This window comes from Microcoleus sp. PH2017_35_SFW_U_B, from assembly GCF_020737865.1.
Lineage (GTDB): Bacteria > Cyanobacteriota > Cyanobacteriia > Cyanobacteriales > Microcoleaceae > Microcoleus.
Genome location: NZ_JAEQDE010000026.1, coordinates 19,370 through 45,467, shown reverse-complemented (window position 1 = coordinate 45,467; position 26,098 = coordinate 19,370). Strand labels below are relative to the sequence as shown.

Genomic DNA, 26,098 nt, shown 5'->3' with positions numbered 1-26,098 from the left:
CAATAAATTCCGCACTGATGGCACGGGAGGTTTTTTGTATCCCAGCAACCCAGGGCAGTCCCGGCAGTCACAGAGAGAAAGCTCCTTGCTGCGGGCGATCGCACCATCAACTAGAATGTATAAATTTGCGAGCTGGCCGTCCGGCGTCAGTAAAACTCAGTTCAATTTCTCGATCGCTGTCGGGCCGAAGTCGCTCAAAGTGCAAATATAATATATTTGTTCTCCACTTGCTGCCGATCGCCAAAACCGATGGGCACAGCAATGATTCCTTGAATTTCAAATCTCAAGCAGACTGAATTATCTGAACAGACAAGACATCTTCTGTTAAATTTCCCAAGTAAAGCAAACGCTGGCTTTATGGCTAAACCGACATCGGATCAGGACTCAAATTCAAAAGAAAAGACCTTCAAACCAAACTGGAATCCGTTTTGTCAAATGAAGTCGGATTGGTTGTCATTGCCTGCAAAGCTGGTTGGTGCAGGTTTGGATTCAATTTTATCTCATGTCCGAACCTGCCCACAAAAACTGAGATATTGGTTCTCAAATCTGGCTACTTTAGCCCGATTTGAGAAATCGTTGAAGATGTCCTCGCCATCATCCACATCTTTAGTTACAGCCTGGGCGCGATACTCAGAAAATACCAATAGCAAGTATGCCGAGACCGTTAGTTACCAAGTTTACCCGTGCCAGAAATTAGGGGTAATCCGGAAAAAGTGGGTGAGCGCTGTTCGCAAAGTTTACAACATTTTAATTGCTTACCTAGACGAACATCAAGGTTTTATCAAAATCGGCAAGGGTCGAGGAAAGCGAGGTTTGAAAATGGTGCTAAAAACATCAGGTTTAATTCCTAAATGGTGCATCCCTAGAACGCTGGCAGCATTCAAAACCAGGATTCATGATTTAGGTTGGGAATGTGACAAACAAATTGCTTCTGCTTTTGCCACAACTTACGATTTTATATTTTTTCCGACATTTGAGATGTATAAAAGACTAATTCTAAAAAATCGCATTTTAAGGAGTAAAACGGCGACATCAATGATGAATTTGGCTGGCAAAAATTCAGGAAAACCTTACAAAACTTGTGTTGCCTTGACGGTTCCAAGTTAGTTGGGAGCAAAGACGAACCCACCTCTAAAACATTCGTGCCGTGGGAAAAATTATACTTAAAATTGGGTGGTTGCCCAAATTGTAAGTTTCCTGACTGTGGGTATGAAATTTCTAGAGATTCCCCGGTTGTAAAGATTTTGGGGAAAGCTTTGTGGGATAAAATATCGATCGCTAATGTCCGAGCTCGCTCGTGTTGTACTTAGCATCTAGCAGGAAGTCTAAAATTATCCCAATCTTCAGGGTAAAAGTATCAGATAGTTAATAGCAGCAACAAAATAGGGAATTATGTAGAAAAAAGGCAACCTGCACCAGTGGAAGTTTTAAGGTCTCAACCCCAGCAGGATTGGTGCAAGGAATTAGTCATAAATACTGCCAACACATTTACAAAAAGGACGGTTATAGTTATGTTTCATAGACCGAGCTCCCATTTTCCTCCCAACACCGACTTGAGTAGGGGTACGATGTGGGTTTCCCAGAGAGAAGAATTATGATTAGTGGCAGCCCAGACTTTATATTACCAGGACAAGGCATAGATCAGGCTCCGGAATTCCAGGAACTAGAAACTCCCGAAGGCGAGCTGCACCTGCGGTTCTACGTTCCTTCGGGGAACGAGTTCGCACTGCCGGCAACAGGGATTAGAGAGGTGCTATCCCCCTCCCCAGACCGAATGACACCCATTCCTAACGTTTCCTCCTTGCTTTTAGGTACGCTAAACATGAGAGGACGAGTGATTTGGGTGGCAGATCTGGGCCAATTTCTGGGAGACCAAACACCTCTGAACACCGATCGACCCGAAATCCCGATCGTGGCTGTGGAAGACCAAGATACGATTTTGGGGCTGGCAGTCGATCGAATTGTGGGGATGGACTGGCTCGACGTAGACCAACTGCACTCTCAGAACAATGCACCAGACGGCATGATTCCATTTCTGAGGGGAGAATGGATGTTAGGTGCACCAGCGACTAAAGTGCTCCGACTGCTAGATCAAGTGAAAATTCTGCGCTCTGCGCGGTGGGCAGCGTGAAATCGATTTTAGATTTGCGATTTGCGATTTTCGATTGGGGTCTAACTATCAACAGTCACAGGACTTGAGGCACGCATCTAAACATTCAAGCAAGATAAAAATCTAAAATCTCAAATCTAAAATCTAAAATCAAAAGAGGGCGGCAAATGGCAACAAGTACCAACTTTCAGCAGGACTACCAACGGGCAGAAGCGGCCTACATGGATGGCAACTATTCAGAAGCCGCAGCCCTAGTTTATCAATTAGTAGAAGATTTTCCCGAAGACCCCAGCGCTCGGCTGCTATGCGGGCACATCTACTGTTACGGACTGCAACAGTATGAGGTGGCACGGGAACAGTACATGGTGGTGCTGAGCCTGAGTGACGACCCGAGTTTGGTCGAACACGCTCACGGCGGTATTAGCCACACAGACCAATTTTTATCCGGAGAACTGCACACGGAAAGTTTCGAGGCTTTGTCTGCGGAAACTGAATTGGAATTCTACCCAGACTTGTCTATGGAGGAAGGGTTGGAAGACCCGGATTTAGCACTTTTCCAAGGGAATTCTCCATCCATGTCCTATGGGAGTCAATCGCCACAGGACATGGAAAACGAGGACTTGGCAGATTTGGGGATGAGCGGGTTGGAGTGGGAACCACAAGACAGCAGTAGCAGTGCTGCAACCTCTCTCGAAGATTTAACTAACCCCTTTGCTGGCGACAGCGGCGCAATGGCAGCTTATGCTGATGCGTCCGAGCCGCTAGACATGGACGAATTTGGCTCGGACTTGGGAGATCCTTTTGGCTTAGATGACCCAGGGTTTGATGCTGGTGACTTGTCTGATAGCAAAGTTTCTGGTTCCAAGGCGCCTTATTCAGGAGAGTTGTTTTCAGAAGCTCCAACTCAGGTACTCAACGGTCAAAGTTTTGCTGGTTCTGAAACCGGGAATTCCTTCGATTCGGAGCAATTAGACTCCCCCACTGGGCCGTCTGACAATTTTGGCGAACCTTTTGCGCCGCTCGATTTGCCAGACGAACTCGACCTGAATGATGACGACTACGACTATCAATCCCCGCCCGTGACCGGGCAAAATCAAGGTCAGAAGCCACCTCTGCCAGAAGAGGCAGACCCTTTTGCTCAGCCGATGTCCTCGGGTTTTGGGTCTTCTCGATCTCAAAGCAAGCAGCCGAATATTGACTCGGAATACTCGTCAAATTATTCGCTGGCGGAAGACGAAACGCTGTTGATGGGAGGTGCTGTCCCCAATTCTCAGAGTCAAAGGTCGAGCCGGGGACAATTTAATTCGGCCGATCGCTCAAACTCTAACAGCAACGGTTACGGCGACTCGGAACCGCAGGCATTTGGCTCCATGGACAGCTTTGAGCTAGATGCTTTTGATGACGACGCTTTCAGCGATTCTTTCTCTCTCGACGAAAACGAGCAAGCGACTGCTTTCGGGGCTGCCACCAAGAACAGCAGCGACTGGTCGTCAAGAACTGGGAACGCTCAAGAACACAGCGGCTTTTTAGACGAATTTGACGATTTTGACGATTTGGGCAATTTGCCGGATTTTGATATCTCAGAAGATGCCAACAGTTCGATCCTGACTAGAGGTAACACCAATTTCGGCAACTCGACCAGCGGCATGATGGGTACGAGCGGCAGCGGTCTGGACTTTGACAACAGCGACGGCTCGGCAATTCGAGACGACGAGATTTTTAGCATTTCCGGCCCTGCTGATGCGTCGGTGCCGACTTTTGCTCCGACAGAAAGTGAGGCGATCGATAGTTCGGTGACTGTAGAACAGGGCGGACTGGCTTTCTTGGAAAATGCCCCTCTGTTTACCAAACAGTTGTACACGGCAATCGGGGCTGGATTGGTTTCTCTGGTAGCTGTGGCTTTCGTGACTAACATTGCCTCCTATCAAGCTCTGAAGCAAGACAAGCCGGAGGCGATCGTTTACCTGCGCCAAACAGGCTGGGTAATGACGGCTGCCGCAGGCTTTACGAGCTTTTTGACTTCTTGGGGTATCGGCCAGTTGATCGCCAAGCAGGTACGCAAGTCCTCGGACAATTTGCAAGCTCAGTTCGATGCGGTATCTCAAGGAACTTTGGACGCTCGGGCAACGATTTACTCGGAAGATGAATTTGGCAAAATGGCTGCTAAATTCAACCACATGGCGAAGGTGATCCAAACTACGATTAGCGATACCAGACGCAAGTCTGACGAACAGGAACAGGCAAAAGAAGACTTGCAGCGCCAAGTGATTCGCTTGCTAGATGACGTGGAAGGAGCGGCTCGGGGTGACTTGACGGTGACGGCGGAAGTGACGGCAGACGTTTTGGGTGCTGTTGCTGACTCGTTTAACTTGACAATTCAAAACCTCCGCGAAATCGTCCATCAGGTGAAGCAGGCGGCTCGGGAGGTTAGCAAAGGCGCTACGGATAGTGCCAAGTTTGCGGGCGATTTGTCTTCTGATGCGCTGCGGCAGGCTGAGGAACTGGCGGCGACGCTGAATTCGGTGCAAGTCCTCACCGATGCGATTCAGCGGGTCGCAGAGAGTGCTAGAGAGGCGGAAGAAGTGGCCCGGGGCGCGGCGGCAACGGCTCTGAAAGGGGGCGAGGCTGTGGAGCGGACGGTGGCCGGGATTTTGGAAATTCGAGAAACGGTAGCAGAAACCACGAGAAAAGTCAAGCGGTTGGCGGAAGCTTCTCAAGAAATTTCTAAGATTGTGGGTTTGATTGCGGCGATCGCCTCTCGGACGAATTTGTTGGCTCTCAACGCTAGTATTGAGGCGGCGAGAGCTGGGGAATCGGGTAGGGGTTTTGCGATCGTGGCGGATGAGGTGCGGCAGTTGGCAGATCGATCGGCGAAGTCTTTGAAAGAAATTGAGCAGATCGTGATGCAAATTCAAAGTGAAACCGGCGCGGTAATGACGGCGATGGAAGAAGGGACGCAGCAGGTGATTGAGGGGACAAGATTGGCAGAACAGGCGAAGCGATCGCTTGAAGATATCATTCAAGTTACCAATCGCATTGACGTGTTAGTGCGATCGATTACGGCGGACACTGTGGAGCAGAACGAAACAGCTCGTTCGGTGGCCGCTGTGATGCAAGCTGTCGAGTTAACTGCTCAGGAAACGTCCCAAGAAGCGCAGCGAGTTTCCGGTGCTTTGCAAAATTTGGTAGGCGTTGCTCGCGACCTTTTGACATCGGTGGAAAGGTTCCGAGTAGAAACAGCAGAAAGACAATAATTGATTGTTTAATGCTTTTTTTACTTCCTGATTTACAAGCACCTTAGTGTGGCAATGATGGCAAACAAAAAGCAACCTCGCAGTCTTGAAACGATTGCGGGGATGCCAATCCAGCACCTAAATAAACTAGGAGTTGTACAGATGAACGATAACATAGTAGAGGTAATTCCTGGTATTTTTGGTGAAATTCAGCCGAATGGCTGTATTATCTCTACTTTAACCAAGTCTAGCAGGGGCTATGCCAACAAAAGACTTAAGATTGACGGTGAATGGAAAACGTTTACAGTTCACCGTTTAGTATTAGAAAATATCTTAGGTCGTCCGATTAGATCAGAATACTTTTCTTGTCATACTTGCGATGTCCGTAACTGCATTAATCCCAACCATTTATGGGAAGGTTCTAGGCTGGAAAATTCTCAAGATAGGTTTAGAAAAGGACGGGTTAAAGATGTAGGAAGCACATCTGCTCCTAAACCTCAAAAAGTACCGCGAGGCATAGAAGTAATTCCCGGCATTCGGGCCGAAATACAGCCAAATGGCTGCATGATTTGTATCCTGGCTAAAAGAAGTGATGGTTACGCCATTAAGGGTACTAAAATTAATGGCAAAACTAAAAGTTTCTACGCTCACAGACTGGTACTGGAAAACAAACTGGGACGATCGATCAAACCGGGTTATTTTGCCTGTCACAGTTGCGACGATCGCGGTTGTGTCAACCCCGATCATTTGTGGGAAGGAACTCCCGCCGATAACTCCCGCGATTCTATAGAAAAAAACCGCTTTCCTTTCGTTCCCGGCAATATAAATCCTAACCGCAAGCTAAAACCCGAACAGGTGCAGCAGATTCGCTATCTTTTAGGTGAGGGGATATCGAAAAGAGAAATAGCCAGGACATTTGCCATATCTCGCAGTCAGATTATTCTCTTGTCAAGGGGACAGATTTACAAAGACATTCTCTAAGACTCCTAAAATAGACAAAATACAATAACGCTTAAAATCAGGAATAAAACTATGCTGCCGGAGCAACAACAGAGGATCATGGGCTACTTTATTGAGGAGGCAAAAGACCACCTCAATACGATCGAACAAGGCTTGCTCAACCTACAAGCGACGATCGAAGACCCAGAACTGGTTAACGAAGTATTTAGGGCTGCTCACTCTGTCAAAGGAGGAGCCGCAATGCTTGGCCTGACTAGCATTCAGCAAACATCTCACCGACTAGAAGATAGTTTTAAAATTTTAAAAGAGTGCAGCGTTAAAGTAGACCAACAGCTAGAGTCGCTGTTTTTGCGAATTTTTGACACGTTACAAGGGCTGTTAGAGCAACTGTCGGGGCCTTTTGGGCTGACAGAGGAATTGGGAGAGCAGATGGTTCGAGAATTAGAACCTGTATTTGAAGAACTCAACGGGCACTTGGGGGGACTCGTCGGACACTGCGCTAACGATTCAGACGAAAGCAGCCCGCTGCCAATACCACAAACAGTTATGGCCCGAATGGGAGCCGGGACGTTTAACTCATCGATGAGTTTTGCGGACTCGGATTCAGCTTACGCATCCGATCTCACAGAAACGGAAGAAACCGCGCTGCATCTGGTATTTGACTCGGATGTGCCGGCGAGGATGCGGGAAATGCTGCAAGAGTTCAAACAGCCTGAGGGTTCTGACAGCAGGCGACAACTTAGGAATATTTGTCGGAACTTGAAAATGGCGGGGGAGGAATTTGAACTGCCCGAGTGGATAGAATTGATCGCTGTGGTAGAAAAGGCGATCGCCAACTCAGAAAATACCTACCGCACCTTAGCCCCAACGGTCATCAAAGACATCAAACAAGCCCAAGAACAGGTACTTTTGGGTCAATCTGGGTCGATCGCACCCAGCGCCAAACTTCTGGCGCTGGTGCCGACGGTTGTGGTTCCGGAAACAGATTTTGAAGACTTGCTGGCATTCGCTCAACCGGGTACGTTGGGTTCAAATGCGGTCTCTGTTGAAGATGCGGCCTGGGATCTGGCTTTGGGCGGCGATTCCCCGGATGGATCGAACAAGTTGCTGCCAACAATTTCTGGGCTGAGCATAGACGAGCTGTTCGAGCAACTCGACGGCGACGAAAGTGACGATTACGCCGGAGGTCTATCGCCGTTGGACAATTCCCCAGGGTTCGGAGAATCAGATGTAGAGACAGGTTCTTTTAGAATCTCGACGCGCACGGGCCCGGAAGTGGGGGCGGCCGAACTCAACACTTTAGCAGACTTGTTTGAAGGCGAATCTCCAGATCTCGACGGCGCTTGGGAAGAAGAAGATGATCTGGACTACGTACAATCTGCTTCTAGGATGCCGACGGGGGGAATCATGGAATTAGATGATGATGACAATTCCGGCGATTTTACTGATTTGTTGTTTGACGAATACGGTGAGGAAAATTCGGAAACGAATGCGAGGACTCCTTTAGAGGATCTCACGAGTTTGTTTGGGGACGATTTGCTGTTTGGAGGTGAGGCTGATGGTTCGGCGGTGGCAGCCGATCGCGAAAATGCGGGTTTAAAGCAGCCGCCAACTCGCAAACAGCTTGAAACAAACAGGCAGGGTTTGGATCGGGGAGAGGGCAGGGTCGGCATTACCAGGAGGCAAGCTGATGAAGATGCTCTCGGTACGCTTTTGGACGAAGTGGCGGCCCAAACTTCTGTTGTGACGGCAGATGCTGATTTGGATAACTTGTTCGGCAATTTAGGTTCATCTGAGGAAGCGGCTGTGCCGGCAGTCTCCGAGGAGTATGCTCTCAACCCTGATGCTTTCGACGCAGAATTTTCGGATCTACTAGCAGGTGGTGGCAATGATTCAGGGGATGCAGAAAAACCGACTGTAGCCGAAATAGATGATTTCGAGTTGCTCTCTGGGGTGGAGGAAGACTCGGATTTCAGCGAGCTGTTGAGCATTACTTCTGATTTCCTTTCTTCTGAAGGTGAAGCTGGGGAGAGCAGGGGCGATCGATCTTTAGCTACTGGCAGCACACCAAATGAGGAAAGTGGCAGCGTTTTTAATATGACATCAAATTCTGATTCTGATTCTGATTTAGATATTTCTGCGGATGGAGATTGGCTAGAAGATGCTTTTGGCCTGGAAGACGAGTCTGTGCAATCGACCAACCTGGATCTGGAGGATACCGATTTAGATGCGCTGTTTGGGGAGATTACGTCGGACTCGATTTCTGAGGATGAGGAGACTGGGCGCGATCGGCAGGCGGTTCATTCCCAAGAAGCGGCGAATTTGGCAGATCTGTTCGGTTCTGTACCTACGGGTACTGAGTATGACGGGGAAGCTTCGCCAGAAGTCGATGGGGATTGGTTGAATTTAAATGGAGATTCTCAATTGCCCAGTGCTGGTACGGCAGCGGATGAGGGGGACTTGGCGAGTTTGTTCTCGGACTCGGAGGCTACTGTTTCGGAGGCAGGCTTGACAGATTTGGCAGCGGCTGAATTGGGGCTATTGTCCGATCGTCCTGATGCGGAAATTGCCAGTGTCGAGTCTGATGAGGGTACTTTCGATTTGTTGGAGGATATGTTTGGCGAAGCGCCTCCACCGTCGGTGGATGCCGAAGCTGGTTTTGATTTGCAGGAGTTGTCGGCCGAAGTTCCTGAGAGTTTGTTCGATCGAGCCCAAACAGATGCGGCAAGTGAATCCGACGAGGAGGAAGATGATTTGTTTGGCGCGCTGGAAACGGATTTTGCGGCTGGCGATTTAGAGGTGATGTCGTCAGAATCTCTCGATGATATGTTTGAGGGCGATGCTGATTTGCTAGCAGCTCTGGAAACCGGGGCGACTCTCAACACCGAAGAGTTGGATGCTTTTGATGATTTGTTGGATTCGCTAGATGCTGGGCCTCTGGTGACTTCGGAACTGACGGGCTTTGGCGACGAAGAAGAAGAATTGAGCGAAGCCGATGCAGCACAGTTGGAAGATGAGTCGCTGGCGGACTTTTTTAGCGACATTCAATCAGGTACTGAGGATTCCGAAGGCAATTTTGACGATTTAGAAGCGCTGTTAATCGCAGGCGGTGCTGGGGTCGCAATGGCAGCCTCTGGGGGTGCAAATCCGAGTCCGGTAACGACGGAAGTTTTCTCCGATCTTGAAGATCTGCTGAGCGAGAGCGCAACTATGCCGGAAATTCCAGCACCGGCGAAAACTGCCCGCAAAGCACCACCCGCTCCTGCTGCGGAGAGCGACGACGAATTTGGCGACTTAGAAAAACTGCTGGAAGATCCAAAGGACAGCGGCCGTCAAAGCGAAACCAATATCGGACAGTCGTCGGTCAATAACAGACCCAGGCGGAATGCCCGCGCGGGCGGGTTCGGCGACCAAACCATGCGCGTACCGGTCAAGCAACTGGACAACCTCAGCAACTTGATGGGGGAACTGGTAGTCAACCGCAACAGTTTGGAGCAAGACCAAGAACGGATGCGGCAGTTTTTGGACAATTTGCTGCACCAAGTGACGCTGCTGAGCGATGTCAGCCAACGGACTCAGGATTTCTACGAGCGGAGTCTTTTGGAGATTGCTTTGCTGGCAAACCGCCAGGGACATCGATCGGCATGGCGCACCGAAGAGTCGTCCCACCAACGCGAAAGCGCTTGGAGACCAGAGGAAATGGACAGGTTTACTCCTTTCCACAGTTTGGCTCAGGAGATTATCGAGCTGATCGTGCGGGTGCGGGAGTCGGCGGCGGACATTGAGTTTTTGGTGGATGAGGCGGATCAGGTGACTCGCCAATTGCGCCAAGTCACGACTCAACTGCAAGAAGGTTTGACTCGCGCCCGGATGAAGCCGTTTGCGGAGACGACGGACAGGCTGTTCCGGGCGGTGCGGGAAATTGGGATTAAGTGCGGGAAGCAGGCTCAGTTGCAGGTTGAGGGTAAGGATATTTTGATCGACAAGATGATTGTGGATCAACTTTATGACCCGATGACTCACTTGGTGAACAATGCGATTACCCACGGAATCGAAGCGCCGGAGGTGCGTTTGGCGGCCGGGAAGCCTGCGATGGGCAGGATTACGATTCGGGCTTTCCACCAAGGGAATCAAACGGTGGTTTCGGTTTCTGACGATGGGGCGGGAATTGACCCGCAAAAGGTGAAGGCGAAGGCGATCAAGCAGAATTTGTTGACGGCGGCTCAGGCTCAGAGGATGTCTCGCTCGGAAGTTTACAATTTGCTGTTTATGCCCGGTTTCAGCACTCAGGAACAGGCGACGGAGTACGCCGGCCGGGGGGTCGGTATGAACGTCGTGGAGACCTCCTTGCACGAAATTCGGGGGACTGTGGGGATTGATTCGACGATCGGCAAAGGCACTGTATTTACCATCCGTTTACCTCTGGTGTTGAGTATTTCTAAGGCTCTGACTTGCATTAGCGATCGAGCTCGGATTGCTTTCCCGATGGACGGGGTGGAGGACATGATCGATGTACCTCGCGATCAGGTGACGACTGGGGCAGACGGTTTGCCTTGCATTGAGTGGCGGGGTTCGATTTTGCCGTTCCGCCCGCTGCGGGATTTGCTGGGTTACAACCGCCATTTGGGCCGGGGCAGTGTTTACGGGTTTAATACTGACGATGACATGATTTCGGTGATCGTGCTGCGCTCTGCTGGGAATTTCTTGGCGGTGCAGGTGGATCAGGTTTCGACGGAACAGGAAATCGTGATCAAGCAGTTGGAGGGGCCTGTGCCGAAGCCGATCGGGATTGCGGGTGCTACGGTACTCGGGGACGGCAAAATTGTGGCGATTGCCGATGTTCTGGAATTGATTGATTTGGCTACTGGCAGGCTGCGGAAGGAAGCTGGCGGTACGCTTTGGGATGAAAGTGGCGATCGGGCTGCTGCGGAGGCTGCTGAGGAGAAGACTGAGCCAACTGTGCTGATTGTGGACGATTCGATTACAGTGCGATCGCTCTTGTCGATTACTTTTGAAAAAGCTGGCTACCGTGTTGAAGAAGCTCGCGACGGTAAGGAAGCTTGGGAAAAGATGAAATCCGGTCTGCCTTGCGATATCGTGTTCTGCGATATCGAGATGCCGAGAATGGATGGTTTAGAACTGCTTTCTCGGATGCAGAAGGATGCGGTTTTGTGCGAATTGCCGATCGCGATGCTAACGTCTCGCGGTGCTGACAGACACCGCCAAATGGCTTACAGTTTGGGCGCAAAAGGCTATTTCACTAAGCCTTATTTGGAGGAACAGTTGATGGATGCTGCTGCTCGGATGTTGAAGGGTGAAGTTGTCGGTGCTCCGGTTGTTGTTTAATTCATCTGCGTTTATCTGCGTTTATTTGCCTATATCTGCGGTTGAAAAAGAGCAATTTTGCAACCGCAGATGAAAATGGATGAACGCGGATTAACGCAGATAATATCTAATTCATCTGCGTTCATCTGCGTTTATCTGCCTATATCTGCGGTTGAAAAAGAGCAATTTTGCAACCGCCGATAAAAAAGATACAAATCCAGCAAAAAGTTTTGAACGTGACTGCTGGTGGTTTAAATTAATTAACAAGTGGATGATGAATGATGAATAAACGATTATTTTTGAAAGCTGGTATAGCAACAGTCAGCATGGCATGGTTATCGTCCTGTTTGCCGGGGAAGTCAGATGTTATGGCGGCTGGTAATGGTATTTTTGAAGTTACTAAAACTGAGGAAGAGTGGCGCAAGCTTTTGACTCCGGCACAGTTTAATGTGTTGCGAAAACACGCTACTGAACGCTCTCATACTAGCATTCTCGACAAGCAATACGGTTCGGGAATTTATGCGTGTGCTGGGTGTAATTTGCCAGTTTTTGCGTCGCAAACTAAATTTGATAGCGGTACTGGTTGGCCAAGTTTTTACGATCCGATCAAAGGGGCGATCGCCACATCGATCGATAATTCGCTGTTTGGGACTAGAATTGAGGTACATTGCCGTCGCTGTGGCGGGCATTTGGGTCATGTATTTGATGACGGCCCTGCACCTACTGGCAAACGTTACTGCATGAATGGTGTTGCGATGAAGTTTATTGCTGGCTGAGGTTCTTTCACGGGTAATTCTGTGGTGTGAAATCCGATAATCATCCGCGCGCCAAATCGCAGGTGCACTCCTGATTCGCGCGGATGGTATAGTGGTTTGTGGGACGTGAGGGCGATCGAGGTTATGAATGGACGCTGAAGAACTTTTAGAAAGATATGCCAAAGGCGAACGACAATTTCATTCAGCTATGCTCAGAGGTGTAGACCTCAAAGGTGCAGACTTAAGTGGGATAGACTTAAGCTCTGCAAACTTGACAGCAGCAGAGTTGAATGAGGCCAACTTAACGAAAGCAACGCTTAATAGTACAAACCTCACGAAGGCATCTTTGAAAGGTGCGAATTTGAGCGGGTTAGTACAAGCTCAATCTGCAAACTTCACTGATGCAGATTTGTGCGGTGCTAATTTGAGTAAAGCCAATTTAAATTATGCTAATTTTAGTAATGCGAACTTGAATGAAGCAATCCTAAGTGATGCCCAACTAGCTGGTGTAAAATTTATTGAAGCATCCTTGATTGAAGTGTGTTTGAGCAGAGCTAAACTCAACAGTGCAAACCTGACTCAGGCAAACTTGACTGAAGCAGACTTAAGTCGGGCAGATATAACTAGCATAAAAATCAAAGATACCAATCTTCAGGGAGCCAAGCTGCGCGGTGTCAATTTGTCTAGCTATGATTTGTCGGGTATCAATCTAGCAAAGGCGGATTTAGCTGGAGCCGAATTGATAAAAGTAAATCTAAGAAACGCTTGTTTGCGGGGTGCAATTTTAGAGAGAACGGGTCTTCAAGGAGCTAATTTGATCCGAGCAAATCTGGAGGGTGCTAAGCTTAAGAGAGCAGATTTGACTGATGCCAATACTTATGGTATGAACATCAAGGATGCAGACTTAACTGGTACAATCATGCCTGATGGAGAATTTTACAAACCAGAAACCAATCAACAAGAATCTCAAACAGGAACATCTATGACGCGCAAAATTATTCGTACTGACAAAGCACCCGCACCTGTGGGCCCTTACAATCAAGCGATCGCCGCAACGGGCACTATGCTGTTTGTAGCTGGCCAAATTGCGATCGACACTAGACTAAACGATATCGTCTACACCGACGACGTGGCCAAGCAAACCGAACAAGTGATGGCAAATCTCGAAGCCATTCTCACAGAAGCCGGCGCTACTTGGTTGGATGTCGTGAAAACTACGGTTTTTCTCAAAAATATGAATGATTTTGCCGCTGTCAATGCGGTTTATGGGAAATATTTTGATGAGAAAACTGCACCGGCACGGGCTTGTGTGGAAGTTGCTCGTTTGCCGAAGGATGTGTTGGTAGAGATTGATTGTATTGCTGTTATTTGATTATTAGGACTCGATCTTCCGAATTCTTGCCCCCTACTTCCCCGTGAGACAAATTAGGTACGTTGTTGCGCTTCAGCGCTCTTTATAAATATTAGGAAAGAGCGCTGAAGCGCAACAACGTACCCTCAACTCAGATTGTTCTTAAGTCAACCGTATTAGGTTATACTATTTCTCAAAAATCTTGGTACAATAAAATTTTGGGCAAGAGTTAAGCAGAGGGTTGTTTATACTGACCATTTTGTAAGGTGCGTCGCTCGATCGATTGTCGATTTTTTTGAGGGATTTTTAATGGCGACGCACCCTACAGCTAAGCATACTTTATATTTTATTCAGTCCGCGGAGGCGGACTTCGTTTGTATAGTAGCGGTTTCAACCGCCAAACGATCGCAGATAGTTTTAAGTGCCGAGGGGAAAGTGCGCGACTGTATGAACTTCCACAGCCGATCGCACTTTTGTCGATCTGTCGCTGTCGCGCACCTACTCCCAAATCAATCTGAAACAATCAGATTTTATCTCAATTAGCAATTAGGAATTACTAATTACCAGTTACCAATCAGCAATTAGCAATTACTCCAAAAGCAATTACCAATTACCAACTGTCAACTATTTATTCAACGCTTCGCGGGCGGCTACCGCTTCATCGGGATGAATGTTCAAACGGGTCAAATTAATTCGACCTTTATTGTCAATTTCTCGCACTTTGACAATCACTTCATCATTCACAGCTAACTCGTCTTCCACTTTCCCAACACGGTAGTCCGCTAACTGGGAAATGTGAATCATTCCTTCTTTTCCTGGCAGAATTTCGACAAAAGCGCCGATCGGAATAATTCGAGTTACGCGGCCGACATACACGTCTCCAGCATTCAACTTCCGCGTCATGCCTTGGACAATATTGTAAGCCCGTTGAGCTTTTTCACTGTCGTTACCAGCAATTGTCACGGTTCCGTCGTCTTCGATGTCAATCTTGACACCAGTTTCTTCGGTGATGGCTTTGATAGTTTTACCACCAGGCCCAATTACCAAACCGATAAATTCGGGATCGATTTTCAGCGTTAGCAAACGCGGTGCAAACGGCGACATTTCCTTGCGGGGAGTGTCGATGGTTGCTAGCATTCTTTCTAAAATGTGCAGTCTCGCAGGTTTGGCTTGACGGATCGCATTTGCGATCGCATCTAAGGGCAAACCTTTGATTTTCATGTCCATTTGCAAAGCAGTAATTCCGGTGTCGGTACCGGCTACTTTGAAGTCCATGTCGCCTAAGAAGTCTTCAATTGCTTGAATGTCAGTCAAGATTCGGACTTCATCGCCTTCTTTGATTAATCCCATGGCCGCGCCGCTGACGGGTTGCGAAAGGGGAACGCCTGCATCCATTAACGCTAGCGTTGAGGCGCAAACTGAACCCATTGAGGTTGAACCGTCGGAGGAGAGGATTTCGGAAACTACGCGAATGACGTAGGGGAAATCTTCTTTGGATGGCAAAACTGGCAGCAAAGCGCGTTCTGCAAGGGCTCCGTGACCGATTTCTCGGCGTCCGGGCGATCGCATCGGTTTGGTTTCTCCCACGGAAAATGGGGGGAAATTGTAGTGATGCAGGTAGCGTTTGTCTTGCTGCGGGTGCAAGTCATCGGCTAAATCTTGCGCGTCTCCTGGAGTTCCCAGAGTTGCTGCGGACAAGACTTGGGTTAAGCCGCGATTGAACAGCGCACAGCCGTGTACTCGCGACGGCAGCACCCCTACACGACAAGAAACGGGTCGCACCTCGTCTAGCTTGCGGCCGTCTACACGGACGCCATCTTCGATGATTTGCTTCCGCATCATTTTCTTGGTAACGTCTTTGAAAACGTTGCCAATTGTCTTGCTGGTGGCTGCTAGTTTGATCGGATCGTCTTCGGCTAGTTCGGCGATCGCAGATTCGACTGCATTTGCCTTCACTTCGTCCAAAGCTGCATTCCGTATTGTTTTGTCTTTTTCAAATCTTGACAAAATGATGCGGATGGGTTCTTGGGCGCGATCGCGAATGAAGTTTTCGAGGGCGAAATCTTGCGGTGGGCGTTCCTCTACCACGAAATCGATGCCCAATTCTGCCATGATTTCGCGCTGGGCTTGAATCAAGTCACAGGTTGCTTCGTAGCCGAAGTCGATCGCCTCGATGATATCCTGTTCCGGCAATTGGTTGGCGCTGGCTTCCACCATGATTACTCCGTCTGGAGAACCGGCTACCACGAGATCCAATTCGCCTTCTTTGATTTCGCTATAGGTGGGATTGATGATGAAATCGTCCCCTACCAAACCAACTCGCACAGCCGCCATCGGCCCGTAAAACGGCATTTTCGCCAGCAGAATCGCGACGGAAGCGCCTGTCACTGCCAAAACGTCGGGGGGCACTTGTTCGTCCATCGACAGCGTTGTTGCGACAACTTGGATGTCATCTCGCAGCCAGCTAGGGAATAGCGGACGCAACGGGCGATCGATCAAACGCCCAGTCAAAGTAACTTTTTCTGGGGGACGCCCTTCCCGGCGCAAAAATCCACCGGGAATTTTACCGCCAGCGTAGAGTCTCTCTTCGTAATCCACCAACAGGGGCAGGAAATCAATTCCCTCTCTCCCCTGCGATCGAGTCGCTGTCACTAAAACCGCCGTGTCACCCGACTGAATCAAAACTGCACCGCCTGCTTGAGGCGCCAGTAAACCAATCTTCAGTCTAATATCCCGTCCATCAAAAGATATTGACTTGTCTATCTCTACCATGTAGCACTGCTTCCTTATCTACCACATTCTTTCTCTGTCGGGATCGTAACATTACCACAGGATGTTTGAGAGGAACCAGCCAAAAGAGAGAGATAATCGGCGGGCGATCGACTGTCAGTGTCTTGATTGTAAGCATTTATACTCTTTAATTTTTTTTCATGTTCTCCAGTCGATTCTCCGGTCGATCGCCCGCCAAACACATTCCATAGATGGTACTATGAATTTTCGATTGGGAAATTTGGATCAATTAGGTCAACCGCAGATGTCAGGCAGATAAACACAGATTAACGCAGATAATTTCAAGATATTTCGGATTTTTTGCAAGAGTTATATTATTCACAAATCAAACAGGACTGCTGTAGCAAGTCTCGCAATTAAATAAAAATATTAGGATTTAAAAATGGCAATTTTACACGGCAGTTGGCTACTGGAAAAAGAAAAAAGTGGCTTATTTATTTGGGGAGAAACTTGGCGGAAAGTTGGGGCGATTGATACCGTTAAATCGGGGATGAGTCTACAGCATCCTTTGGCAATGACCGAATCTGAACTGAAGACTTTTCTAACTTCCTTGCAGCAGTCGGGCAAACTCAACTGGCAATTACCCGAAACCGCAGATATTCAGGAGAAAAGCAAGAAGACTAGACGATCGCCCAAAACGACCACCGCAGCCATTCCTACGGAAAATTTATCGATTCAGAGGCAAGTTCGGGCGATCGCACTTCCCACCCAAATCTCCGCAGACAACGCCACACTAATCCCGCAGCACTCAGCAGCAGCACTTGAAGAACCAACAAAAATCGAGGAAATTTACCTTTATCCTTGGCAAGTAGAAGGTTATTTACTCAACCCTCAAGCAGCTTTTGTTTTCTTGCAATCACTGCCACTCAATAGCACAGAACTAGACTCTTTTGTCGGATCGGATTTGCGTTTTTGGTCTCATATTGCTAGGTGGAGTTTGGATTTGTTGGCGAGGTGCAAATTTTTGCCAGCATTAGAACCACAACCTGACGGTTCTGCTATTGCTAAATGGCAACCTTTGTTAGATAGTTCTACAGATACACTCCGCCTCGCTACTTTTTCCAAGCAAATGCCGGCGGCTTGTCGAATATATCAGAAGAAGGAAGAAGGAAGAGGGGAGAAGGAAGAAGGAAGAAAGGAAGCAGAAATCGGGGAATGGGCTTTGGCGGTGGATTTGCCGGTGGGGGCGGAGGATTTGGTGTTGGGGTTTTTGAGTAGTGTTGTAGATTGTGAAGTGCGATCGTCTGCGAGGGCTGCGCTAACGGCTGCTGGCTCAACTTTAGATATCAAAACAGTTTCCCCAACCCGCGAATGGTTGCAAGCTTTGCAGCAGGAATCTGGGATTGTGCGCGCCGAATCAGCAGCTTTGGAAAAGTTGGCAACCAAGCTGACTGCTTGGGCTGCACCGCTGCAAAATCAACTATCTCAACAAAATCAATTTCACACTTGTTTTCAACTACTACCGCCGTCTCCAGGCAAAGTTAACTGGAGTTTAAATTATTGCTTGCAAGCAGTAGATGAAACCGATTTTTTGGTAGATGCGACAACTGTTTGGAACAACTCTGTCGAACGTTTAAATTATGCGGGGCGGACAATTGAATTGCCTCAAGAAACTTTGCTCAGTGGCTTGGGTTTAGCCTCGAAACTTTATCCGTTAATTGAGCCGAGTTTGCAAGCACAACGACCGCAATCTTGTCAACTAAATCCGCTGCAAGCTTACGAGTTTATTAAGTCTGTGGCTTGGCGGTTTGCTGATAGCGGGTTGGGCGTGGTTTTGCCGCCGAGTTTGACAAAGGCTGATGGTTGGGCGAGTCGTTTGGGTTTGAGTATTAAGGCGGAAAAAACCCCCCCCAACCCCCCCTTAGTAAGGGGGGGAGTAGGAGAAACTAACCCCCCCTTAGTAAGGGGGGGCAAGGGGGGGTTGGGCTTGCAAAGTCTGTTAAGTTTTAAGTGGGAATTGACGATCGGCGGACAGCGCATTTCTAAGGCAGAATTTGACAACTTGATCGCGTTGAATTCGCCTTTGGTGGAAATTAACGGCGAGTGGGTGGAGTTGCGCGCAACCGATGTCAGGGCGGCTCAAAGTTTCTTTGCTAGTCGCAAAGAGCAAATGACTCTTTCCTTGGAAGATGCTTTGCGGTTGGCTTCGGGCGATTCCCAGATGATTGAAAAGTTGCCGGTGGTGAATTTTGAAGCAACTGGTCAACTTCAGGAATTGTTGAATACTTTGAGCGATAATCAGGCCGTAAGTGCGATCGCAACTCCAGCCACTTTCCGAGGACAATTGCGGCCTTATCAAGCGCTAGGGGCGGGCTGGTTAGCATTTTTAGAACGCTGGGGTTTAGGTGCTTGTCTCGCGGACGATATGGGTTGCGGCAAAACGATTCAGCTAATTGCTTTTCTCCTGCATTTGCAAGAACAGGATGCCCTAAAAACCCCGACTTTACTGGTTTGTCCGACATCAGTGTTAGGGAATTGGGAACGCGAAGTCAAGAAGTTTGGCCCGACGTTGAAAGTGTTACTCCATTATGGAGATCAACGCGCTAAAGGTAAAGCATTTGCGGCCGCAATTAAGGGAAAAGATTTAATAGTTACCAGTTATTCTCTGGTGTTTCGCGATGCTAAGGAAATTCAAAGCACTAAATGGCAGGGATTGGTTTTAGATGAAGCGCAAAACATTAAGAATTCTGAGGCGAAGCAGTCGCAGGCGGTGCGGCAAATCGAGGCATCTTTTAGAATTGCGCTGACGGGAACTCCGGTGGAAAATAGATTGCAAGAATTGTGGTCAATTTTAGAGTTTCTCAATCCCGGCTATTTGGGGCCGCGCAATTTCTTTCAGCGCCGGTTTGCAATTCCGATCGAGAAATATGGAGATAGAGAATCATTGCATACTTTGCGATCGCTCGTGCGGCCTTTCATCCTCCGCCGCCTGAAAACTGACAAAGAAATCATCCAAGATTTGCCGGAAAAACAGGAGATGACTGTATTTTGCAGTCTGGCGTCAGGACAGGCGGCACTATATCAGAAAATTGTCGAAGAGTCGATCGCTAATTTAGAATCAGCCGAAGGCATTCAGCGCCGAGGCATGATTCTGGCTTTGCTGGTAAAACTGAAGCAACTTTGCAACCACCCTGCCCTTGTGAAAGCAGAAGGTAAGCCGAAGGAATTGAGCATTAACAGCCAAGAATCGGGAAAATTGCAGCGGTTGGTGGAAATGTTGGAAGAGGTTGTCGCCCAGGGCGATCGGGCTTTGATTTTCACTCAATTTGCTGAATGGGGAAAACTCCTGAAACCGCATCTGGAAAAGCATTTAGGGCGAGAGGTTTTGTTTTTGTACGGCGGCATTAAGCAGCAGCAGCGGGAAGAAATGATCGATCGCTTCCAGCACGATCCGCAAGGCCCGCCGATTATGATATTATCCTTAAAAGCGGGCGGTACTGGCTTAAATTTAACCAGAGCAACCCACGTTTTCCACTACGATAGATGGTGGAATCCCGCAGTAGAAAATCAGGCAACTGACCGCGTATTTCGGATCGGTCAAACGAGAAATGTGCAAGTTCACAAATTTGTCTGTACTGGTACTTTAGAGGAGAAAATTCACGATATGATCGAAAGTAAAAAAGCTCTCGCCGAACAAGTAGTCAGCGCGGGCGAAAACTGGCTGACTGAACTCGATACTGACCAACTTCGCAATTTACTAATTCTCGATCGCAATGCTATTATAGAAACAGAAGAAGAATAATTTTTAGGGTTCGTAGTGAGGACTTCAGTCCTTCTTAAATGCGGACTAAAGTCCTCACTACAAACCTTCTTCTTTCTTCTTCCTTCTTCCTTTTTGAATGCGGACTAAAGTCCTGACTACAAACCTTCTTATTTCTTTTTTTCCTTATTTTTGCGGACTAAAGTCCTCACTACAAACCTTCTTCTTCCTTCTTCCTTCTTCCTCCTTCCTTCTTCCTTCTTCCTTCTTCCTTCTTCCTTCCGCTTATGATTGACAGAGAATGGTGGACACAACAATGGCTCGATTTAATCAATACCTACCGCTTCAAAAAGCGATTAGAACGCGGATGGCAATATGCGCGGGAAGGCAAAGTTCTCAGCATTAAATTTCCCAACCAAGAAGTAATTGCCATAGTTCAAGGAACTGATCCTAAACCCTATCAAGTTTCTTTAGGACTCGATACTTTAACCGATGAAGATTGGGATTACGTGATTGAAAATATGTCGCAAAGAGCGGTTTTTTCAGCTAAACTATTAGCTGGAGAAATGCCTCACAATATTGAAGATGTATTTGCGGCGGCCGGAAAAACCCTATTTCCGTTAAGTTTGTCAGATATTCGATCGCGCTGTAGCTGTCCTGACCCGAAAAATCCTTGCAAACACATCAGTGCAGTATACTACTTATTGGGCGATCGCTTCGGCGAAGACCCCTTCGTACTGTTTCAACTGCGCGGTAGAACCAAAGAGCAAATTTTAACCGCACTCCGCCAGAGACGCGGTACCCAAGCAGAGGAAAATTCCCAGCTAAACACCTATGACAATTCCCCCGCCGCGAATGCTAAAGTGCCAAAGGTCGATCGCTTTTGGGAATACAACCAACAGCTAGAATCATCTTTAGTCGTGATTGTGCCACCGCCCAGCAGCGAAACCGTATTAGATATTTTAGGCCCCATTCCCCTGGCAACCGACGCCAAACTGACAACTACCAAATCCTCCCCCGCATCAGACGGCATCAAACAGCATTTGAGCAAAATCTACCAAACAGTTAGCCAGCAAGCAGTTTTAGCCGCACTGAAACGAAGTGAAGCAGACTAAAAGATTATTCTTTCTTTGTTTCTGGGAATTACGCAAAGTCTAAGAAACCGGTTTCTGAGAAAATATCTGCTGGGTAGCAAAACATTTCGAGAGAAACCGGGTTTCTTTTAATTATGCAAAGTCTCAGAAACCGGGTTTCTGAGAAAATATCTATTGGATGGCAAAACATTTCTAGAGCAACGGGCTTTCGGCTAACTATCCATCAGGTTAAGAAACCCGACTCTAATATCAAATTCAAAACAATAATAGAACTAATTGCGTTTAACAGAAGGCGGATTGGTGAAACGCAACCAAGTTGCTAAAGTAGCTACGGCGAAAACTGAAGCCAAGCCGAACGTCAAGAAAGTTTCAAAGGCTGACATAATACTGTTCCTCTTTATTTGAGCGATCGAGTAAATCTTTTCCTTTTTCTTTATATCAGCCTCAATCAATTTCTTCAACCTGTCCGGACATAAAGTATTTACTACTTTACAATGTAAAATATTTCTTTACAAAAAGTTACAGTCTTCCCAGATTACTCATAATATCGAGCAATTCCTGAGGCCGTTCAATCAAAAAATCGGGATTGTGTGCAGCCAAAACTTCCTGAGAATTAAAACCCCAACTTACCGAAATTACCTTAATACCAGTTTTTCTAGCAGCATCTATATCTCGGATTTCATCTCCTACATACACGACTTCTTCAGGATTTATATGCTCTTTTTTCAGCCATTTATTAATAACTTTATGTTTGCCAAAAGTTGAACCCGAGTAAATAAAGCTGAAAGTGTTTTGCAACCCGTTGATTTCTAGCAAGGCTAAGACATTCTCTTGGGAATTAGAGGTGATAATCCCCAATTGAAAGCCAAGGTTTTTTAACTCTAGCAAAACTTCTTTAATTCCCGCAAATAATTCAATTTTAGGAATTTCACTGCGTAACTCTGCTTTCAATTTTCTAATCAGCAGCGGGAATTTGAAGATAGAAATGCCAGAATACCGGAGGATTTGCCAAGAAGTTAAGTTGCTTAATTGAGCGAGTTCATCTTTTGTCGCAGACTTAAAGCCGAATTCTGCTGACAAACGGTTGGTGATGTTCAGAAGAATATCGATTGTATCTGCTAAAGTACCGTCAAAATCAAAAATAATTACTTTGGTCATTGGGGAAGATTAAATCACGAGGGGGAAATCTCTTCTATATTACTCATTGCCTTTTGATTGTTAACGCAAAAAAAAGATAGCAACGGCGGGAATCGCACCCGCATCTCCCGGTATACTCCAGGGAATTCTACCATTTAAACTACGTTGCTGGTGGCAGCGAACCGAATCAAACGGTTGTCTCTCGCCTTGACAAAATCAATCCCAAATCGAAAATCTAAAATCCTCTCTTCCCCCGAATTTATCCGTGGGGTCGCCTCTAAAATCTAAAATCTAAAATCTAAAATCGATTGACGGGGCGATCGCTCTACCACTGAGCTACGCTGCCCCATTGCATTATACATTTTAAATGCAACTATTTGAGAATTGCCAAGCTGACAAACTCTAGACATAAATAACTATCAAGTAGGGTGTGTCAGTTGCGATAATTGTTATTTCCTGCCAACCATCTCAAAACTGACGCACCATTTTTTCTTGGTAGGTTCGTTTGCAGACATCGATTTTAAAAGAAGGAAGTTCGGCAACGAGCAATGTACGGGATGTAACGGATGTCAGAAAGAAGGAAAAAAAGACTGAAACTACTGACAACTATCAACTATCAACTGTCAACTGACTATTAATTTGATTTGCTTTCGCATTCCGCCGCAACATTTCGGGTTTAATTCGCCGCAGCGCCGAAGCTGTAAATCGGCGGTTCCATTCTTCATCGGAAATCTCCGCTAATTCTGCAAGTGTCGGTGCTATGTTTTCAGGATAAGGCTCAAATTCTGCAACATCCGTTGGTTTGGCAAATCGCTGATTCCAGGGACAAACATCTTGACAAATGTCGCAACCTGCTACCCAACCTTGTAAATTAGATGCAATTTCGTCGGGCAGTTTTTCGGCTCGATTCTCGATCGTATGATAAGCTATGCACCGATCGGCATTCACGACAAAAGGCTCAGTAATTGCTTTCGTCGGACACGCCTCGATGCAGCGAGTGCAGGTACCGCAATGTTCGGTGTGTGGCGCATCCGGCTCTAACTCGATATTAGTCAAAATTTCGCCCAAAAACACCCAAGAACCGTATTCTCGCGAAATTACATTACCATTTTTAGCCATCCAGCCAATCCCCGCCCGCTGCGCCCACACTTTATCCTGAACCGGCCCGGTATCAGCATAATACCGTGCTTCAATTCCTTCGCCTTGCGATCGCACCCAATTTGCTAACAGCTTCAGTTTTTTGTGCAAAATTTTGTGGTAATCCCGCCCCCAGCCGTAGCGAGAGATTTTAGCATACTCTCTGACTGCATCGTCCCCCCCCTCCAACGGGGGATTCTCGGGGCGTTGGTGAGGCGTGTAGTAATTGAGGGCGACACATATTAATGACTGCACATCTGGCACGAGCGATCGAATATCCAGCCGTTTCGGGTTAGCCATCCATGCCATATCCGCCTGATAACCCTTGTCCAGCCAAGCCTGCAATCTTTGTTTTTCTCGATCGACATCTGCGTCTGCTGAGGCGATCCCGACTTTGTGAAATCCCAACTCTAGGCCTTTTTGCTTAATGCGATCGCTATTAATTGTTATTTTCATCGGATAAAAAACCATATCACAAAATGGGCTATAAGTCTATTAATATTTAGACTGATTTTACGACAGAATTCATAATACTTTCACAATCTTTATATTTATAAATTTGAACTGTAATTTGTCAAAAACGTTACATAATTTTAATTAAGGGAGAATTCGATTCGCACATCTCAAGTACGGAAATCAAACCTACAGCGAATCCCACAGTATAAACATGGCAGTTAGCATTCAATCAGCTCAATCTATTTTCTCGAACACCGAGATTGCTAGTGCTGTTCCGGCCACCACGGACTCGTTCTACAAACTCAGCGTTGAAGACCAACTCGCACTGCTCTGGTATGCTTACACCGAAATGGGCATTTCCATTACCGCAGCCGCCCCGGGAGTAGCCAGCATGGCGCTGGTTGAAGGCGTCCTGGGCGAAATCAAACAGATGTCGCCGGCTGCTCAAAGCAAAACCATGTTTGACCTAGCCAGCAACGCCGACACCACCATCGGCCGGATTTACACTTCATTACGCGTCAATACTAAACTCGGTTTCTGGTACGAGTTGGGACAGTTGATGAAACAGGGCGCTGTCGCTCCCATCCCTGCTGGCTATCAAATGTCTCCCGAAGCAACCCAAGTCCTTGAAACCATCAAGAAGCTCGATCCGGGTCAACAAATTACTGTACTTCGCAACACCGTAGTTCACATGGGCTACGATCCCGATTTCAGCCAAGAATACGGCAAACGCTCTGCTCCTCGCAGCACTCCAACCGCTGTAGCAGAGCGGGTGAAAACCCAGATTGAGGGTATCAGCGAGCAAACTGTGCTCAGCTACATCGACAACATGAACGCCTTCGACTTCACCCCAGCCGTCGGTTTATTTGCTGAAGACGGTGCTCTCCAACCGCCTTTCCAAAAGCCGATCGTCGGTCGCGAAGCTATCCTCAACTATATGCGGGAAGAGTGCATCGGCCTGAAAATGCTGCCCGAGCGAGGTGTGTCGGAGCCTGCTGAAGATGGCTACCGCCAAGTCAAAGTCACGGGTAAAGTCGAAACTCCTTGGTTCGGCGCCAATGTGGGTATGAACATCGCGTGGCGGTTTATGCTCGATCCTCAAGGTCAAATTTTCTTTGTGGCGATCGACTTGTTGGCTTCTCCTAAGGAATTGATGAATTTGATGCGCAAATAGCATCTTCTTGTTTAACAAAGACTCTACAGCAACCCAGATGCCACGAGGTGTCTGGGTTTAGTTGATTTGAGATTTGAGATTTTTCGATTTTTGATTTGAGATTTGAAGGATTCAAGGATTGGGAATGGCTGATGGCATAAGGGTTTGCGACTTGCCTACAGTTGCATTATTTTTGGTAACTGGTACAATTTCGGTCGATCGGCCTCAAAGCTCCAGGAGGCGCATAGCATTATTGATTTTTTTTAGATAAAATTTATGACCCTAGCTATATCTTTTGATGGATTTGCTGTGACCAAGAGAATGATTACATTAGATTCATTCATCTCCAATCATTTCTTATATGACCGCCACAACTCGACCTATTTTAACTCGCTCTATAAATATCGTCGGTCTCACAAAGCCTGCGCTAGAGCAATATTTTGAAACTTTTAACGCGGGCGATTTTGAAGCGACCGCTAATTTGTTTGCTGAGGACGGGGTTCTGCACGCGCCCTTTGAAGAGCCAATTATCGGCAAAAGCTCGATCGCCCGTTATCTAAAAACAGAAGCGCCAGGAATGCATCTCGAACCCCAGCAAAGTGCAAGCAAAATTTTAGAAGATGGCACAGTTGAAATTCAGGTCAGCGGCCGGGTGCAAACTCCCGCATTTGGTATTAATGTCGGATGGGTTTTTCTGCTCAATTTTCAGCAAGAAATTCTTTCTGTTACCGTCAAACTCTTAGCGTCTCCCCAAGAATTGCTGACTCTGCGACCTAAGAAATTCGGTTCTTAATATAGGAATTATCCAGGGAGTGAGGCACAAATTGGTAATTGGTAATTGCCAAGAAAGCGACCGCAATGAAATTGTTTTATAGTGAGGAATAACCTCATCTCCAG

At 47.4% G+C, this 26,098-nt stretch carries 16 protein-coding genes and 1 tRNA gene; 12 read left to right on the top strand and 5 right to left on the bottom strand.

Features of this window, described 5'->3' with window-relative positions; all coding sequences use genetic code 11:
* Positions 1–17 precede the first annotated feature (17 nt).
* The 8 genes from JGK36_RS05510 to JGK36_RS05475 all read left to right on the top strand — a co-directional run bounded on the left by JGK36_RS05510 (position 18) and on the right by JGK36_RS05475 (position 13,755).
* Positions 18–296 carry a hypothetical protein gene (locus tag JGK36_RS05510; protein ID WP_293190144.1) on the top strand — a complete coding sequence of 93 codons (279 nt, stop codon included), beginning with the start codon at positions 18–20 and terminating at the stop codon, positions 294–296.
* Positions 297–717: 421 nt separating this feature from the next.
* The gene (locus JGK36_RS05505) at positions 718–1,107 is read left to right on the top strand and encodes a hypothetical protein (RefSeq protein WP_293196414.1); all 390 of its coding nucleotides are present in this window, start codon (positions 718–720) and stop codon (positions 1,105–1,107) included.
* Between the two features lie 490 nt (positions 1,108–1,597).
* Complete coding sequence (locus JGK36_RS05500; RefSeq protein WP_293180800.1) at positions 1,598–2,131, top strand: chemotaxis protein CheW; 534 nt, start codon at positions 1,598–1,600, stop codon at positions 2,129–2,131.
* A gap of 146 nt (positions 2,132–2,277) precedes the next feature.
* Complete coding sequence (locus JGK36_RS05495) at positions 2,278–5,364, top strand: methyl-accepting chemotaxis protein (RefSeq protein WP_293180677.1); 3,087 nt, start codon at positions 2,278–2,280, stop codon at positions 5,362–5,364.
* Between the two features lie 141 nt (positions 5,365–5,505).
* Positions 5,506–6,324 carry an HNH endonuclease gene (locus JGK36_RS05490; RefSeq protein WP_293180674.1) on the top strand — a complete coding sequence of 273 codons (819 nt, stop codon included), beginning with the start codon at positions 5,506–5,508 and terminating at the stop codon, positions 6,322–6,324.
* Positions 6,325–6,375: 51 nt separating this feature from the next.
* Positions 6,376–11,649, top strand: coding sequence for a hybrid sensor histidine kinase/response regulator (locus JGK36_RS05485; protein WP_293196412.1), 5,274 nt, complete (start codon positions 6,376–6,378; stop codon positions 11,647–11,649).
* A gap of 257 nt (positions 11,650–11,906) precedes the next feature.
* A complete protein-coding gene (gene msrB / locus JGK36_RS05480) occupies positions 11,907–12,404 on the top strand; it encodes a peptide-methionine (R)-S-oxide reductase MsrB (protein WP_363319149.1) in 498 nt (165 codons plus the stop codon).
* Positions 12,405–12,531: 127 nt separating this feature from the next.
* Complete coding sequence (locus JGK36_RS05475) at positions 12,532–13,755, top strand: Rid family detoxifying hydrolase (RefSeq protein WP_293196410.1); 1,224 nt, start codon at positions 12,532–12,534, stop codon at positions 13,753–13,755.
* Positions 13,756–14,358: 603 nt separating this feature from the next.
* Here the strand turns inward: JGK36_RS05475 and JGK36_RS05470 are convergent.
* Both JGK36_RS05470 and JGK36_RS05465 read right to left on the bottom strand, forming a co-directional pair.
* Positions 14,359–16,506, bottom strand: a complete 2,148-nt coding sequence (locus JGK36_RS05470) for a polyribonucleotide nucleotidyltransferase (RefSeq protein ID WP_293180665.1) — start codon at positions 16,504–16,506, stop codon at positions 14,359–14,361.
* Positions 16,475–16,642, bottom strand: coding sequence for a hypothetical protein (locus tag JGK36_RS05465; RefSeq protein ID WP_293150440.1), 168 nt, complete (start codon positions 16,640–16,642; stop codon positions 16,475–16,477). Before JGK36_RS05465 ends, JGK36_RS05470 begins: the two co-directional genes overlap by 32 nt.
* Before the next feature lie 264 nt (positions 16,643–16,906).
* Here JGK36_RS05465 and JGK36_RS05460 point away from each other — a divergent pair, with 264 nt between their 5' ends.
* Positions 16,907–20,266 carry a DEAD/DEAH box helicase gene (locus JGK36_RS05460; RefSeq protein WP_293196408.1) on the top strand — a complete coding sequence of 1,120 codons (3,360 nt, stop codon included), beginning with the start codon at positions 16,907–16,909 and terminating at the stop codon, positions 20,264–20,266.
* Positions 20,267–20,511: 245 nt separating this feature from the next.
* Positions 20,512–21,339 (top strand): SWIM zinc finger family protein, encoded by an 828-nt coding sequence (locus JGK36_RS05455; protein WP_293196406.1) that lies wholly within the window; start codon positions 20,512–20,514, stop codon positions 21,337–21,339.
* A gap of 498 nt (positions 21,340–21,837) precedes the next feature.
* On the opposite strand, the gene JGK36_RS05450 is transcribed toward JGK36_RS05455, so the two are convergent.
* The 3 genes from JGK36_RS05450 to queG all read right to left on the bottom strand — a co-directional run bounded on the left by JGK36_RS05450 (position 21,838) and on the right by queG (position 24,048).
* Positions 21,838–22,476: an HAD-IA family hydrolase gene (locus tag JGK36_RS05450; RefSeq protein WP_293180656.1), complete on the bottom strand. Its 639-nt coding sequence runs from the start codon at positions 22,474–22,476 to the stop codon at positions 21,838–21,840.
* A gap of 77 nt (positions 22,477–22,553) precedes the next feature.
* Positions 22,554–22,625: transfer RNA gene (locus JGK36_RS05445), tRNA-OTHER, on the bottom strand.
* A 439-nt stretch (positions 22,626–23,064) separates the two neighbouring features.
* Entirely contained in the window at positions 23,065–24,048 is a 984-nt protein-coding gene (queG, locus tag JGK36_RS05440; protein WP_293180653.1) for a tRNA epoxyqueuosine(34) reductase QueG, read from the bottom strand.
* A 211-nt stretch (positions 24,049–24,259) separates the two neighbouring features.
* Here queG and JGK36_RS05435 point away from each other — a divergent pair, with 211 nt between their 5' ends.
* Both JGK36_RS05435 and JGK36_RS05430 read left to right on the top strand, forming a co-directional pair.
* On the top strand, positions 24,260–25,222 hold the full coding sequence (locus JGK36_RS05435) for an orange carotenoid protein N-terminal domain-containing protein (protein WP_293180650.1): 963 nt from the start codon (positions 24,260–24,262) through the stop codon (positions 25,220–25,222).
* Between the two features lie 340 nt (positions 25,223–25,562).
* Positions 25,563–25,994, top strand: a complete 432-nt coding sequence (locus tag JGK36_RS05430; protein WP_293196404.1) for a nuclear transport factor 2 family protein — start codon at positions 25,563–25,565, stop codon at positions 25,992–25,994.
* Positions 25,995–26,098 lie beyond the last annotated feature (104 nt).

What these genes read in the sequence shown, in the direction of transcription:
- JGK36_RS05465 (WP_293150440.1), bottom strand. Translation starts at nt 16,642, where the DNA reads ATGCTTACAATCAAGACACTGACAGTCGATCGCCCGCCGATTATCTCT.
- JGK36_RS05430 (WP_293196404.1), top strand. Translation starts at nt 25,563, where the DNA reads ATGACCGCCACAACTCGACCTATTTTAACTCGCTCTATAAATATCGTC.
- JGK36_RS05470 (WP_293180665.1), bottom strand. Translation starts at nt 16,506, where the DNA reads ATGGTAGAGATAGACAAGTCAATATCTTTTGATGGACGGGATATTAGA.
- JGK36_RS05455 (WP_293196406.1), top strand. Translation starts at nt 20,512, where the DNA reads ATGATTGACAGAGAATGGTGGACACAACAATGGCTCGATTTAATCAAT.
- JGK36_RS05510 (WP_293190144.1), top strand. Translation starts at nt 18, where the DNA reads ATGGCACGGGAGGTTTTTTGTATCCCAGCAACCCAGGGCAGTCCCGGC.
- queG (WP_293180653.1), bottom strand. Translation starts at nt 24,048, where the DNA reads ATGAAAATAACAATTAATAGCGATCGCATTAAGCAAAAAGGCCTAGAG.
- JGK36_RS05435 (WP_293180650.1), top strand. Translation starts at nt 24,260, where the DNA reads ATGGCAGTTAGCATTCAATCAGCTCAATCTATTTTCTCGAACACCGAG.
- JGK36_RS05450 (WP_293180656.1), bottom strand. Translation starts at nt 22,476, where the DNA reads ATGACCAAAGTAATTATTTTTGATTTTGACGGTACTTTAGCAGATACA.
- JGK36_RS05460 (WP_293196408.1), top strand. Translation starts at nt 16,907, where the DNA reads ATGGCAATTTTACACGGCAGTTGGCTACTGGAAAAAGAAAAAAGTGGC.
- msrB (WP_363319149.1), top strand. Translation starts at nt 11,907, where the DNA reads ATGATGAATAAACGATTATTTTTGAAAGCTGGTATAGCAACAGTCAGC.
- JGK36_RS05495 (WP_293180677.1), top strand. Translation starts at nt 2,278, where the DNA reads ATGGCAACAAGTACCAACTTTCAGCAGGACTACCAACGGGCAGAAGCG.
- JGK36_RS05490 (WP_293180674.1), top strand. Translation starts at nt 5,506, where the DNA reads ATGAACGATAACATAGTAGAGGTAATTCCTGGTATTTTTGGTGAAATT.
- JGK36_RS05475 (WP_293196410.1), top strand. Translation starts at nt 12,532, where the DNA reads ATGGACGCTGAAGAACTTTTAGAAAGATATGCCAAAGGCGAACGACAA.
- JGK36_RS05485 (WP_293196412.1), top strand. Translation starts at nt 6,376, where the DNA reads ATGCTGCCGGAGCAACAACAGAGGATCATGGGCTACTTTATTGAGGAG.